At 69.6% G+C, this 14,117-nt stretch carries 12 protein-coding genes; 5 read left to right on the top strand and 7 right to left on the bottom strand.

Annotated features, from left to right (window positions below; all coding sequences use genetic code 11):
• Positions 1 to 20 precede the first annotated feature (20 nt).
• Positions 21 to 1,916 carry a helix-turn-helix domain-containing protein gene (locus OH802_RS27350; RefSeq protein ID WP_406023519.1) on the top strand — a complete coding sequence of 632 codons (1,896 nt, stop codon included), beginning with the start codon at positions 21 to 23 and terminating at the stop codon, positions 1,914 to 1,916.
• A 7-nt stretch (positions 1,917 to 1,923) separates the two neighbouring features.
• Here the strand turns inward: OH802_RS27350 and OH802_RS27345 are convergent, their stop codons facing one another.
• The 5 genes from OH802_RS27345 to OH802_RS27325 are packed head-to-tail and all read right to left on the bottom strand — an operon-like array spanning position 1,924 to position 6,586.
• Positions 1,924 to 2,922, bottom strand: a complete 999-nt coding sequence (locus tag OH802_RS27345; protein WP_406023518.1) for a branched-chain amino acid ABC transporter permease — start codon at positions 2,920 to 2,922, stop codon at positions 1,924 to 1,926.
• Positions 2,919 to 3,791 (bottom strand): branched-chain amino acid ABC transporter permease, encoded by an 873-nt coding sequence (locus tag OH802_RS27340; protein WP_406023517.1) that lies wholly within the window; start codon positions 3,789 to 3,791, stop codon positions 2,919 to 2,921. The genes OH802_RS27345 and OH802_RS27340 overlap by 4 nt, the downstream gene beginning before the upstream one ends.
• 23 nt (positions 3,792 to 3,814) lie before the next feature.
• On the bottom strand, positions 3,815 to 5,062 hold the full coding sequence (locus OH802_RS27335) for an ABC transporter substrate-binding protein (protein ID WP_406023516.1): 1,248 nt from the start codon (positions 5,060 to 5,062) through the stop codon (positions 3,815 to 3,817).
• Between the two features lie 50 nt (positions 5,063 to 5,112).
• Entirely contained in the window at positions 5,113 to 5,820 is a 708-nt protein-coding gene (locus OH802_RS27330; protein WP_406023515.1) for an ABC transporter ATP-binding protein, read from the bottom strand.
• Complete coding sequence (locus OH802_RS27325; protein ID WP_406023514.1) at positions 5,813 to 6,586, bottom strand: ABC transporter ATP-binding protein; 774 nt, start codon at positions 6,584 to 6,586, stop codon at positions 5,813 to 5,815. The genes OH802_RS27330 and OH802_RS27325 overlap by 8 nt, the downstream gene beginning before the upstream one ends.
• Positions 6,587 to 6,775: 189 nt before the next feature.
• On the opposite strand from OH802_RS27325, the gene OH802_RS27320 reads away from it, so the two are divergent.
• Together OH802_RS27320 and OH802_RS27315 are read left to right on the top strand one after the other, a co-directional pair.
• Entirely contained in the window at positions 6,776 to 8,443 is a 1,668-nt protein-coding gene (locus OH802_RS27320; RefSeq protein WP_406023513.1) for a tannase/feruloyl esterase family alpha/beta hydrolase, read from the top strand.
• 55 nt (positions 8,444 to 8,498) lie between these two features.
• Positions 8,499 to 9,998, top strand: coding sequence for an amino acid permease (locus OH802_RS27315; protein ID WP_406023512.1), 1,500 nt, complete (start codon positions 8,499 to 8,501; stop codon positions 9,996 to 9,998).
• A gap of 65 nt (positions 9,999 to 10,063) precedes the next feature.
• Here the strand turns inward: OH802_RS27315 and OH802_RS27310 are convergent, their stop codons facing one another.
• Complete coding sequence (locus OH802_RS27310) at positions 10,064 to 11,026, bottom strand: DUF5937 family protein (protein WP_406023511.1); 963 nt, start codon at positions 11,024 to 11,026, stop codon at positions 10,064 to 10,066.
• A gap of 56 nt (positions 11,027 to 11,082) precedes the next feature.
• On the opposite strand from OH802_RS27310, the gene OH802_RS27305 reads away from it, so the two are divergent.
• Complete coding sequence (locus tag OH802_RS27305; RefSeq protein WP_406023510.1) at positions 11,083 to 12,348, top strand: MFS transporter; 1,266 nt, start codon at positions 11,083 to 11,085, stop codon at positions 12,346 to 12,348.
• On the opposite strand, the gene OH802_RS27300 is transcribed toward OH802_RS27305, so the two are convergent.
• On the bottom strand, positions 12,309 to 13,049 hold the full coding sequence (locus OH802_RS27300) for a hemolysin III family protein (RefSeq protein ID WP_406023509.1): 741 nt from the start codon (positions 13,047 to 13,049) through the stop codon (positions 12,309 to 12,311). The genes OH802_RS27305 and OH802_RS27300 overlap by 40 nt on opposite strands.
• An 88-nt stretch (positions 13,050 to 13,137) precedes the next feature.
• On the opposite strand from OH802_RS27300, the gene OH802_RS27295 reads away from it, so the two are divergent.
• A complete protein-coding gene (locus tag OH802_RS27295) occupies positions 13,138 to 13,914 on the top strand; it encodes an isoprenyl transferase (protein ID WP_355231977.1) in 777 nt (258 codons plus the stop codon).
• The last annotated feature ends 203 nt before the right edge of the window (positions 13,915 to 14,117 follow it).

Below are 14,117 nucleotides of genomic sequence, written 5' to 3'. Positions count from 1 at the left end.
AGAAGTGTAACTTCGGTCACATGACGGTCGATGTGGTCGCGTTCCTGGAGCTGCTGGCCGGGGATGCCGCGGAGGCCGACTTCGAGGGACCGTCGCGGGCCGCGCGAGCGGCGGGGGCGAGCCCGGACGACCAGGAGCGGATCGACTACGCCAGGAGGCTTGCGCTTCAGGTCAGGGCGACCCTGGAGGCGCGCCGCCGGCGGGAGGGCGAGCTGGGGGCGCTGTTCGAGTCGGCCAACGACCTGGCGATGCTGACCAACCTGGAGGCGGTGCTGCAGGCGATCGTGACCCGGGCGAAGCAGCTGCTGAACACCGATGTCGCCTACCTGACCCTCAACGACGAGCGTCGTGGCGAGTACATGCGCGTGACCGAGGGCATCCTGACCGCGGCCTTCCGCTCGACCCGGATCCCCTACGGCATCGGGCTCGGTGGCCTCGTCGCCCAGACCATGAAGCCCTACTCGACCGCCGACTACATCCCCGACGAGCGGTTCCGGCACGCCCCCGACATCGACGGCGCGGTCAGCGGCGAGGGCATCCGCGCGATCATCGGCGTACCTCTCCTGCTCGGCACCCAGGTCATCGGCGTCCTCTTCGCCGCCAACCGCACCGTACGTCCCTTCGGAGCCGAGGCGAGCGCGCTGCTCGTCTCCCTGGCGGCCCACGCAGCGATCGCCGTGGACAAGGCCCGGCTGCTGGAGGAGACCCGTGCCGCGGTCGCTGAGCTCGAGGTCACCACCCGCAAGCTGCAGACGCGCAACGAGACGGTCGAGCGCGCCGCCGACGCCCACGACCGGCTCACTCGGATCGTCGTCGAGGGCGGCGGAGTCGACGATGTCGTACGCAGCGTCGCCGAGGTCCTGGGCGCCCGGGTTGTCGTGCTCGACCTCGACGGCGAGACCATCGCCAGCAGCGCCCCGGGCGAGCCCGTCTCCGACTACGAGGCGGCCGTGACCAGGCGCAGCCTCGACCTGAGCCGCACCGCAGGCAGCGGCGACATCTACGCCACCCCGGTCCTCGCCGGCGCTGAGCAGCTCGGCTCGATGCTCCTCGGCCCCCGCGAGGTCGACCGCGAGGACGGGGATCTGGACGACGGTGACCAGCGGATCCTGGAGCGGGCGGCGCTGGTGACGGCGCTGCTGCTGCTGTTTCGCCGCAGCGTCGCCGAGGCCGAGGGACGCGTACGCGGCGAGCTCCTCGACGAGCTCCTCTCCGGCACCACCCCGGACCCGGAGACGCTGCGCGAGCGCGGCCGGCTGCTGCAGGCGGATCTGTCCCGGCCCTATGCCGTGGTGGTGGCGAACGTCCCCGGCGACCGCGCCCGGGTCGGTCAGGCGGCGACGTTCGTCGCGGCGACCCATGACGGGTTCGCGGCGGTGCGGCAGGGGCAGGTCGTGCTGATCTTCCCCGACTGCGACGCCCGCGCCGCCGGCGAGCTGGTCGTCGAGGGGCTGCGGCTGTCCGCCGGCGCGCCGGTGACGGTCGGCGCCGCCGGCCCGGTGCCGGGACCGCTGAGCAGTCCCGACGCCGTGGTGAAGGGCTACGACGAGGCCCGCCGCTGCCTAGCGGCCGCGATGACCCTGGGGCGCGAGGGCCAGGTGGTCACCGCCGAGGACCTCGGCTTCGTGGGCCTGCTGCTCGGCTCCGACGGCCACCCGGCGGCGTACGTCACCTCGCGGCTGGGTCCGGTGATCGACTACGACACCGCGAAGGGGTCGAAGCTGGTGGAGACCCTGCGGGCCTACTTCGCCGCCGACCGCAACCTCACCCGCACCGCCGGCACTCTGCACGTGCACGTCAACACCGTCACCCAGCGCCTGGAGCGGGTCACCCGGCTGCTGGGCAAGGGCTGGCAGGAGCCGGAGCGCCAGCTCGAGGTGCAGCTGGCGCTCCGGCTCCATCAGCTGGTCGCCTAGAGCAGGCTCAGGAACGACGACGGGTCAGCCAGAGGTGGCGGGCGGTGCCCCAGATCCCGCGTCGGAAGAGCAGCACCACCGTCACGAACACGGCGCCGGTGACGATCCCGATCCCGTCGAACCCGGACGAGGCCAGGTAGTCGGCGAGCATCACGATCAGGCCGGCGCCGATGACGCCGCCCCACAGCGTCCCGATCCCGCCGAGCACGGTCATCAGGACGACCTCGCCGGAGGTGGTCCAGTGCAGCTCGGGCAGCGCGACGAAGCCGTGCGAGACGGCGAAGACGCCGCCGGCGAGCCCGGAGAGCCCGGCCGAGAGCACGAAGACGATCAGCTTGTAGCGCTCGACGTCGTAGCCCAGCGCCCGGGCACGCGGTGCGTTGTCACGGATCGCGACCAGCACCCGCCCGAAGGGGGAGTGGACGATCCGCCAGGCCGCCCACATCCCGAGCAGGATGATCGGCAGCGCGGCGTAGTAGAAGAAGAACGAGTCGGTCTCGACGGCCTCGATCCCGAAGAAGGAGCGCGGCACGCCCTGGAGCCCGTTCTCACCTCCGGTGACCGAGGAGGCCTGGTTGGCGATGAAGAAGAGCATCTGTGCGAAGGCGAGGGTGACCATCGCGAAGTAGATCCCCGACCGCTTCACCGACAGATAGCCGATCGGCACCGCCAGGAGCATCGCGAAGAGCGCCCCGCCGAGGACCGCCACGGGGAACGGCACACCGAGGTGGATCGCGATCAGTCCCGTGGCATAGGCAGACCCGCCCCAGAACGCGGCATGGCCGAACGAGAGCAGCCCGCAGTAGCCCAGCAGCAGGTCGAGGGCCACCGCGAAGAGCGCCCACGCGGCGATGTCCATCGCCACCGGCGGGTAGACGAACCACGGCAGCGCCAGCGCCACCACCAGCCCCACGGCCAGCAGGACCAGTCGCTGCCACGGGCGTGCGCCGGCGATCGCCGCATGCTGCTCGGTGACGCTCGCGCCGGCCGTTGCGATGGACGTCATGCCGTCGCCTCGTCTCGGCCGAAGAGCCCGGCAGGCCGGGCCAGGACGACCACAGCCATCAGCACGAAGATGAGCACCTGCGAGAACGTCGGTGCGTACGCCTGCCCGAAGGCCTCCACGAGCCCGACCAGGAACCCGCCGACGACGGCACCCACGATCGAGCCGAGCCCGCCGATCACCACGACCGCGAACAGGATGATGATGAAGTCGCTGCCCATCTCGGCGGTGATCGCCCGGAACGGTGCCGCCAGCACCCCGGCCAGACCGGCGAGCGCGACCCCGAAGCCGAACACCGGCGTCACCCAGCGCCCGACGTTGATCCCGAGCGCACCGGCGAGCTCGGGCCGCTCGGTCGCGGCGCGGACGATCATGCCCACCCGCGTACGTGTCATCAGCAGCCAGACGCCGAGGCAGACGAGCAGCGCGACACCGATCACGAAGAGCTGGTAGATCGGCAGCCCTACCCCGGCCAGCTCGACCCGTCCGTCGAGCGCGGCGGGGCGCTCGTAGGGCAGGCCGCTCACGCCGTAGCGGCGCTTCACGAGGTCGACCAGCAGCAGGGTCAGCCCGAAGGTGAGCAGCAGGTTGTAGAGCGGGTCGAGCGGCAGCAGCCACTGCACCAGCAGCCGCTCGACCAGCATCCCGAAGACCAGCATCAGCAGCGGCACCACGATCAGCGCCAGCCACAGGCTCATCCCGACGGTGTCCAGGAGCACCGCGGCGGCGACCGCTCCCAGCATGTAGAAGGCGCCGTGGGCGAAGTTGACCACGCCCAGCACCCCGAAGATGACCGCCAGGCCGAGCGCGGCCAGCGCGTAGAAGCTGCCGGCCGCGAGCCCTTGGACGGTGTACTGCAGAACCGCGTTCATACCAATCCCTCTAGACCTCGCGCCTACATCGAGCAGCCGGACTCAGCTGCCGGTCGGAACGCCTCCTCGGCCGGGATCGTCTTGATGATCTCCTCGTAGTCCCAGTCCTCCTTGACGTCGTCCGGTCCCTTGACCCGGGCCAGGTAGACGTCGTGGATGACCCGGTGGTCCTCGGCGCGGATCTCGCCGTTGCGCAGGAACATGTCCTCGACCTTCTTGCCCTCGAGCTCCTCGACGACCTTGTCGGCGTCGTCGGTGCCGGCCGCCTGGACCGCCTCGAGATACTGCGTCGCCGCCGAGTAGTTGCCCGCGTGGGCGTACGTCGGCCGGTCGCCGGTCTCCTCCATGAAGCGGTCGGCCCACTCGCGGGACTTCTCGTCGAGGTTCCAGTACCAGGCGTCGGTGAAGATCGTGCCCTCGAACGCCTCGACGCCGAGCGAGTGGATGTCGGAGATGAACATCAGTCCGACGGCCAGGTCGATGCCCTGGTCCTTGAGCCCGGACTCGTTGTACTGCTTGACCAGGTTGATCAGGTCGCCACCGGCGTGCATGGTGCCGATGACCTGCGGCTTCGCGGCTCCCGCCTTGGTGATGTACGTCGCGAAGTTGTCGTTCGGGAACGGCGTCGCGATCGTGCCCGCGACCTTGCCGCCGCCGGCCTCGATGGCGCCGGTGAACGACTTGACCATGTCCTGGCCGAAGGCGTAGTCGGGGTAGATCAGCTGCCAGTTCTTGTCGCCTTCCTCGGTGACGACGGTGCCGGTGCCGTTGGCCAGCATCCAGGTGTCGTAGGCGTAGTGGAAGGTGTACTTGTTGCACTGTGCGCCGGTCAGCTCGGTCGTGCCGGCGCCGATGTTCATGTAGAGCTTCTTCTTGTTCTTCGCCTGCGTCGCGACGGCCAGCGCGGCCGACGAGGTCGGCACGTCCAGGATCACGTCGGCGCCCTCGCGGTCGTAGAGCTCCTGGGCCTTGGTGTTGGCGATGTCCGGCTCGTTCTGGTGATCTGCCGAGGTCACCTCGATGTCGTCGACGACGGCCTCGTCGCCGTACTTCTCCTGGTAGTCGTCGATCGCCATCTGGATCGCGATCTTCGAGTTGGGTCCGGAGACGTCCTTGTAGACACCGGAGGCGTCGTTGAGCAGGGCGAGGACCACCTTGTCGTCGGTGAAGTCGCCTCCGCTCGCGCTCGGTCCGCCGGCACCGCAGCCTGCGGTGACCAGGACACCTGCCATCAGTATCGAGGCGCCGGCAGCTGTGCGTCGCTTGTTCATCGTGTCTCTCCTCGTGGGGTAGGGCTGTGCTCGATCTCTGGGGACGTACGTCAGATCCCGAGGTGTTCGAGTAGCTCGTCCTGACGTTCGACGAACTCGTCGTTGTCGAGGCTCTCGACCAGGCGGCCCTGGGCGAGCAGGTAGTGGCGGTCGGCGACGGTGGCGGCGAAACGTACGTTCTGCTCGATCAGGAGCACGCCGATCCCGGACTGCTTCGCGGTCCGCACGATGTCGCCGATCTGGGCGACGATGACCGGGGCGAGCCCTTCGGAGGGCTCGTCGAGCAGGAGCACGCGGGCGCCGGTGCGGAGCACGCGGGCGACGGCGAGCATCTGCTGCTCACCGCCCGAGAGCGTCGTCCCACCCGCACGCCGACGGCTGCCGAGAGCCGGAAAGGCGTCGTAGACCTGCTCCAGCGTCCACGCCGACTCGGAGACCTGCGGAGGCAGCAGCAGGTTCTCCTCCACGCTCAGGTTGGCGAAGATGCCGCGGTCGTCCTGCACCCAGCCGAGCCCGGCGCGGGCCCGCTTGTGCGCGGGCAGCGACGTGATCTCGCGGCCGTCGAGCCGGATCGATCCGGTCAGGTGCTTGTGGAGGCCCATCAGGCAGCGAACGAGCGTGGTCTTGCCGGCGCCGTTGCGGCCGACGAGGGTGACGACCTCGCCCTCGCCGACGCTCAGGGTCGCCTCGCGCAGGGCCTGCGCCTCGCCGTACCACGCGCTCAGCCCAACGACATCAAGCACTGGGATCTCAAGCACTGTGAGCCTCTCCGAGGTAGGCGGTGATGACGCGCGGGTCGGCGCGCACCTCGTCGTAGGGACCCTCGGCGAGCACCGAGCCCTGCTGCAAGACGGTGACCCGGTCGGCGAGGTGGGCGACGACGTGCATGTTGTGGTCGACGAAGGCGACCGTGCGGCCCTCGGCGATGCGCCGGACGAGCTCGATGGTGCGGTCGACGTCCTCGATGCCCATCCCCGCAGTCGGCTCGTCGAGGAGCAGCAGCCGGGGCTCGACGGCGAGCACGAGAGCGAGCTCGAGCGCCCGCTTCTGTCCGTACGCCATCAGCCCGGTCGGCTTGTCGGCCAGCTCCGTCAGGCCGACCTCGGCCAGCAGCCGGTCGACCTCCTCGCGACGGCGCCCGAGCAGCTTCTCCGAGCGCCAGAACTTCAGCCCCTGGTTGGTCAGCCCCTGGAGCGCGATCTCGACGTGCTCGCGCGGGGTGAGGTTCTCGAAGAGGCTGGTGATCTGGAAGGAGCGGGCCACTCCGTGGCGGGTGATCCGCTCCGGTGCCATCCCGGTGACGTCGTCACCGAAGACCGTGATCCGTCCGCCGGTGGGCTTGAGGAACCCGGTCAGCAGGTTGAACAGGGTCGTCTTGCCGGCGCCGTTGGGGCCGACTAGCGCGTGAACGGTGCCCTCGGCGACCTCCAGGTCGACGGAGCTGACCGCACGGAAGCCGCGGAAGTCCTTGGTGAGACCCTCGGTCCGTAGTGCGCACCTCGGGGTCGGTGTGGTGCTCGTCACAGGGGCGACGCTAGGGAAGTGGTGAGACGTACGCCATAGGGGTTCGGGACACACTGAGCCCAGTCATTGTGTGGCTCACGGCCATGCCAGCCTTTCGGTGCTCGGCTCCCGGCTGGCCACATCTCGCGCACCGGAGTTGTGTGCGACGGCCACATGGCGCACGTCACACCGCGTCGCGATCCTTGAGCAATGGCCCCCACCCTCGTACGCAGATTCCTGACCGTCGGCTCCTCCCTGGCCCTCGCCGCCGCGGCTCTGGTCGTCGGCCAGGCGCCCGCGTCCGCCGCCCCGTCCACGGCCGCCGACTGCGAGTCGCTGGTCGGGCTGAGGATCCCCGCCCACCGCATCGGCCTGCCGACCACCGGTGCCGAGGTCACCGCGACGACGTCGATGCCGGCCTCCGGGACCGGCCCGACCGCGCTCCCGGCCTACTGCCGCGCCGACATCGCGATCCACCCGGTCGACCCCGCCGCCCCGGACATCCGGATGGGCCTGGCCCTGCCGCAGGGGTGGAACGGGAAGACGATGATGTTCGGTGGTGGCGGCTACAACGGCACCGTCCCCAACCTCGCCCAGAACGTGCCCTTCGGGCCGGTCGACCAGCGCACCCCGCTCGGCCGTGGCTACGCCACCTACGCCAGCGACTCCGGCCATCAGGCCGACACCAGCCGCCACCCGATCGCCAGCCTGGACGGCTGGTTCGGCCAGAACGACGAGGCGGTGCGCAACTTCTCCGGTGACGCGCTCAAGAAGGTGCACGACACCGCGACGTACGTGATCGCGAAGGCCTTCGGCCGCGCGCCAGGCGCCGCCTACTTCGCCGGCGGCTCGACCGGTGGCCGGGAGGCCCTGGCGGTCGCGCAGCGCTGGCCGCGCGACTTCGACGGGGTGATCTCGGCGTACCCCGCCTGGAACGCCGCCACCCTCGACCTCTTCTTCGGCCGGATCACCCACGAGTTCGGCAAGCCCGGCGCGTTCCCGTCGAAGGCGCAGCAGGACCTCGTCGCACAGCGAGTCCTGGCTGCTTGTGACGGCGGCGACGGGCTCGCGGACGGGGTGATCTCCGACGAGGCCGGCTGCGACTTCGATCCGGAGACGCTGCTGTGCGGCGAGGGCGAGACGCCCGGGGACACCTGCCTCTCCCGCGAGCAGGTGGACGCGGTGGTGGCCGCCGACAGCAGCTGGCGGCTGCCCTACCGGGTGGCGAGCGGGGAGTGGGGCTACCCCGGGTTCCCGCTGCTGTCCGGGGCACGGATGTCGACGCCGGTCCTCGGATTCGGCACCAGCGCGCCGGCCGACCCGATGCCGGTGACCGCCGGCTACGGCATGCAGTTCTGGAACCAGTGGGCCAAGTACTTCGTCGCCCGCGACCCGCAGATCAGCCCGTTCGCGATCGACCCGGCCGACCCGGGGAAGTGGCAGCGCCGGATCAGCGAGCTGACCGCGCTCCAGGACGTCAACGATGCCGACCTGCGCCCGTTCGCCCGGTCCGGCGGCAGGCTGATCCTGGTCCATGGTGCGGCCGACGAGCTGGTCAGCCACCGCTCCACGATCGACTACTACCAGCGCGTCCAGCGGGTGATGGGCAAGCGGGCGACCGAGGGGTTCTCGCGGTTCTATCTGGTGCCCGGAGCGAACCACGCCAACTTCGCCCCGGTCGCCTTCTCCGCCTCGTACGACTCGCTCACGGCCCTGGAGAAATGGGCCGAGCACGGAGTCGCGCCGAGCGAGAACCAGGTGGTCGCCGACGGAAACGCCGGGGCCGCCCGCACGCGGCCGTTGTGCGAATGGCCGGCCTGGCCTGCGTACGTCGGAGGACCCGCCTCGGAGGCGAGCAGCTTCCGGTGCGAGATGTGACGGACTACACCCCCGACCTTTCCAGTCCATCAGCCGAGATGGTTTCCTATCCCTCATGTCTGTTTGGCGCACCAAATCCATCGAGCAATCCCTTGCCGATGCCGAAACCCCGGAGTTCAAGCTCAAAAGGCGACTCACTTCGGTTGACCTGACCGTCTTCGGGATCGGCGTCATCATCGGAGCGGGAATCTTCACCCTGACCGGTAGAGCCGCGGCCGAGTACGCCGGACCGGGTGTGGTCTTCTCCTTCATCATCGCCGCGATCTGCTGTGGCCTGGCGGCGCTGTGCTACGCCGAGTTCGCCTCGACCGTGCCGGTGTCGGGGTCGGCGTACACGTTCTCCTACGCCACCCTCGGCGAGATGCTCGCCTGGATCATCGGCTGGGACCTGATCCTGGAGATGGTGCTCGGTGCGTCCGTGGTCGCCCAGGGCTGGAGCAGCTACCTGGTGACGTTCCTCGAGGAGATCGGCCTCGGCTGGCCCAAGGGCTACGGGCCCGACGCCAGCGCCGACTGGGGTCAGCCCAACCTGGCCGCCCTGCTGCTCGTGATCGTCCTGGTGGGCCTGATCGCGATCGGTATCAAGGAGTCGCTGCGGGTCAACCTCGTGCTGGTCGCGGTCAAGCTGTTCATCGTCCTGTTCGTCATCGTCGCCGGCATGTTCTACATCACCGGCTCCAACTACGACCCGTTCATCCCCGACCGTGCCGGTTCCGTCAGCGGTGAGGGCATCCACCAGCCGCTGATCCAGTGGGCCTTCGGCCTCGAGCCGCAGACCTTCGGTGTCCTCGGCATCATCTCCGCAGCGTCGGTCGTCTTCTTCGCCTACATCGGCTTCGACGTGGTCGCCACGACCGCGGAGGAGGCCAACAACCCCCAGCGCGACCTGCCCCGCGGCATCATCGGCTCGCTGGTGATCTGCACGATCCTCTACGTCGCCGTCGCCCTGGTCATCACCGGCATGGTGAAGTACGACCAGATCGATACCGAGGCCGCGCTCGCCACCGCGTTCCGCGACGTCGGCCGCGGTGGCTTCGCGACCCTGATCTCGGCGGGTGCCGTGGCCGGTCTGACCACCGTCGTGATGACGCTGATGATCGGCGCCATCCGGGTCATCTTCGCGATGAGCCGCGACGGCCTGTTCCCGGTGAGGTTCGCGCACGTCAACCCGAAGACCGGCACCCCGGTCCGGATCACCCTCACCGTCGGTGTCTTCGTCGCGATCGTGGCCACCTTCACCCCGATCGGCAAGCTCGAGGAGATGGTCAACATCGGCACCCTGACCGCGTTCGCGCTGGTCTCGATCGCCGTGCCGATCCTGCGCAAGCGTCGCCCGGACCTGCCGCGCTCCTTCAAGGTGCCGTTCAGCCCGGTGCTGCCGATCGTGGCCGCGCTGATCTGTATCTACCTGACCCTCAACCTGAGCGTCGAGACCTGGCTGCGGTTCCTGGTCTGGATGGTGATCGGCTTCGCCATCTACTTCCTCTACGGCTACCGCAACTCGCGGGTCGGCAAGGGCGGCGACGACAACGTCGTCGAGCCGCTGCACATGTGAGGATCTCGTAGACGAGAAGGGGCGCGCGGCCGGAATGGCCGCGCGCCCCTTTCATCGTCTGGATGTCACCTGACAGCATCGACCAGACGATCGCCCAGGTCGGAGCGGAGATAGAGCACCGATCGACCGTGGCGGGCCGAGGTCAGCAGCCCCGCGGCGCGCATCGCCCGCAGATGCTGGTTGACGGCCGTGGGGGTCACCCCGAGGCGTACGGCCAGCTCGGTCGACGACGCCGGAGCCGCCAGCAGGGTCAGGAGCCCGGATCGGGTCTCACCGATGAGGTCGCGCAGCGCTCGTGGCGCCTGCGGCCGGTCGCTCGTCCAGAGGATGCCGAGGCCGCGCGCCGGGTAGAACATGACCGGCGGCTCCTCGGGCGAGATCGGCGTCGACGGGTTGCGGCTGAACAGGGTGGGCACCAGGGTGAGCCCGTCGCCCGCGGTCGTACGCCGATAGTCGACCTTCGATGTGGTGAGCCGGATCGTGAGGAGGTCGTCGGAGAGGGTGACTCGCGGCGAGATACCGGCGAACATCGACGCCATACCGGAGTGGACGATCGTCCGGCCGCGATGGACGATGTCGGCCTCCAGCACCGCTCGCATCCGCTGCCAGTGCGGTTCGAAGCAGGCGTCCCAGTAGCCGCGCAGCGCGGTGAGGACGCGGCGAAGCACCACCTGCGGGCGTCCGCTCAGGACCACCGGCGGGCCGCCGTCGAAGTGGACCGCGTCGAGGTCGGCACGTACGCGCTGGGGCGAGGTCGCGGCGATCACCTCGAGCTCGTCCTCGAGCCGGGCGAGCGGGTTGCGCGGTCGCGGGTTGAGGAAGTCGGGTGTCCAGAGTCGCTCGTTGGTCAGTGCCAGCAGGGTCTCGCGATCCAGGTCCGCGGCACGGACCGTGCGGAGCCAGGGCAGGTGGAGTGGGAACCGGCCGGGGTCGCGCAGCGCTCGCAACGAGAGGGTGAGCTCGTTGAGCGGCGAGATGGCGAACCGGACCTCGCTCAGGTCGGGACCGGCCAGCTCGTACCTGATCATGAAGCAATACGCTACATCGTTAGCGCGCGGGAGCGCGGGGTGCGACAACTGGACCCGTGATTCGCCTTCCCAGCGACCCGGTCGAGCGCCCGCTCGTCGGCGCGGTCGCCGCCCTCTCGCTCGCCCGCGGCATGTTCTTCGCGGTCAGCGCGCTCTACTTCACCCGCACGATCGGCCTCTCGGCGGTGACCGTCGGCATCGGCCTGACCGTCGCCGGAGCAGTCGGGGTCGTGGCGACGTACGCAGGTGGTCGGCTCAGCGACAAGTGGGGCGCCGACCGGGTGCAGCTGTGGGCGATGGCGAGCTACGGCATCGCCCTGCTCGCCTACGCCCTGGCCCGTGACGTGGTCGCGTTCGTGCTGGTCGCGACGTGGGTCTCGGCCTCGCGAGGTTTCCAGTCGAGCGCCCAGTCGACGCTGGTCGCGCGCTGGTTCGACGGCCCCGACCGGGTCGCCGTACGTGCCCGGCTGCGCGTGGTCATGAACGTGATGATCGGGGTGGGCACCCTGCTGGCCGCACTGGCACTGGCGATCGACACCGGAGCCGCCTATCGCACCACGATGGTGGTCGTCGGGGTGCTCACCACGCTCGCGGCGGTGCCGCTCATCGGGCTCAGGCGCCGGGTCGCCGGCCTGGCCGCGTGCATGGACGCCGGCGCCGGGCCGACGGTGACCCCAGGGCCCTCACCGCTGCGCGACCGCACCTACGTGACCGCGACCGTGCTCAGCGGGGTGATGGCGATCCACTTCGGGGTGACCTCGATCGGGGTGCCGCTGTGGGTGGCCGACCACACCGATGCGCCGACGGTCCTGGTCTCGCTGCTCCTGGTGGTGAACACCGTCTACGTCGCGCTCTTCCAGGTGCGGGCCTCGCGTGGCACCCACGACATCGCCACGGCGGGTCGGGCCGTGCGAGGCGCCGGGTTCCTGCTGCTCGCCGCCTGCCTGCTCTTCGCGGGGGCGGCCTATGCGGGCCCGGTGTTCGCCACGTGCCTGTTGCTGTTCGCCGCGCTGGCCGCCTCGGCAGCCGAGACGCGTGGCGAGGCGGGCAGCTGGGGACTGGCCTTCGAGCTCGCCGACCAGGAGCGGGCCGGCGCCTACCAGGGCGTGAGCCAGATGGGCTACGCGCTGGCGCACATGCTCGCGCCGTTGGTGGTGACTGCCACTGCGATCGACCACGGCACCGGCGGCTGGATGGTGCTGGGCGCGCTCTTCGCCGTCACCGGCATCCTCACCGCGGTGCTCGCCCGGCACGCGGCCGCGGCACGCGCCCAGGATCAGGCTCAGCGCAATGCGTACGTCGCCAGCGAGACGCCCGTGTAGTGCGCGACGAATGCCAGGATCGTGAAGGTGTGGAAGACCTCGTGGAAGCCGAACCATCGCGGCCAGGGGTTGGGGCGCTTGAAGCCGTAGATGACGCCGCCGGCGGTGTAGAGCGCGCCGCCGACGCAGATCAGCGTGAAGGTGGCGATCCCGATGCCGAGGCCGAGCGCCACAGCGCCGGTGAAGAAGGACGGGATGAAGAAGATCGCCGCCCAGCCGAGCGCGATGTAGTTGGGGACGTACAGCCAGCGCGGGGCGTCGTTCCAGAAGACCCGGAACAGCACACCGAGGATCGCACCGGTCCACACCACCGAGAGCAGCACGATCTGGGTGACGCCGTCGAGGAGCAGCAGCGAGAACGGCGTGTAGGAGCCCGCGATCATCAGCATGATGTTCGCGTGGTCCCAGCGCTTCATGATCGTGAACCACCGCTCGTTCCACCGACCGAGAGCGTTGACCCGGTGGTAGACCGCGGAGACGGTGAAGAGCAGGAGCGCGGCCATGGTGAACACTGCCGCGCCGACCCGCGGCGCTCCCGCGGGCGCCAGCACGATGAGGACGATGCCTGCCGCGAGCGTGAGCGGTGCGGTGGCCAGATGGATCCAGCCCCGCATCTTCGGAAGGGCCTCGTGAACGGTCGAGGAGACCGAGTCGGTGATCGTGCCGACCTTGAAGCGCATGGCGTCCGTCATCTCGCTCATAACGGCCAAGACTATCGGCTCGACCTGAAGATGGGGTGAACCCCGTCCCGCTGGGAGATGTGGGCACGGCGCCGATACCCTTCTGCACGTGGCAGACTGGAAGGAAGGCGTACGGCGGGTTCTCTACCCGGCCTACGAGGCGCGGATGCTCCGCAAGCTCGATGCCTCCAAGCTGCCCAAGCACGTCGGGGTGATGCTCGACGGCAACCGTCGCTGGGCCAAGGAGGTCGGCCAGTCGACCGCCCACGGCCATCGCGCCGGCGCGGCCAACATCGAGCCGCTGCTCACCTGGTGCGACGAGATCGGCATCGAGGTGGTCACCCTGTGGCTGCTCTCCACCGACAACCTCAACCGCCCCGCCGACGAGCTGGCACCGCTCCTCGAGATCATCGCCGACGCGGTCGACTCGCTGGCGGACGTACGCCGCTGGCGGCTGCACCCGGTCGGCGCGCTCGATCTCCTGCCCGACTGGCTGTCCCAGCGCCTCAAGGCCGCCGAGGAGGCGACCCGGGACGTCGACGGGATGCTGGTCAACGTCGCGGTCGGCTACGGCGGCCGCCGCGAGATCGCCGATGCCGTACGCGCCCTGCTCAACGAGCACGCCACCCGCGGCACCTCGCTCGAGGAGCTCGCCCAGATCATCGACGTCGAGCACATCGCCGACCACCTCTACACCAAGGGCCAGCCCGACCCCGACCTGGTGATCCGTACGTCGGGGGAGCAGCGCCTGGGCGGATTCCTGCTGTGGCAGAGCGCGAAGTCGGAGTTCTACTTCTGCGAGGCCTACTGGCCCGACTTCCGGCGCACCGACTTCCTGCGGGCCCTGCGCGCCTACGCCCACCGCGAGCGTCGCCTCGGCAGGTGACCACTGGCCGGAACAATTCGGGCGTGTCACCAGGAGTTCACAAAGAAAAATCGTTCGTGTTGCCACAGACCGTTGGTCCGGCGTCGTAGCGTTGTACCAACGGCGGGGAACAAATTCCCGTCGCACCTGGAGGCCCGTTACGTGAGTAGTCACGAACCGAACCTGCGTCAGGATCTCATCGATCCCGACGGGTGTGAGGCGGT

Source organism: Nocardioides sp. NBC_00850 (assembly GCF_045207335.1).
Taxonomy (GTDB): domain Bacteria; phylum Actinomycetota; class Actinomycetes; order Propionibacteriales; family Nocardioidaceae; genus Nocardioides.
Note: the sequence above shows the minus strand (reverse complement) of the source record. Positions and strands in the feature narration are given on the sequence as shown.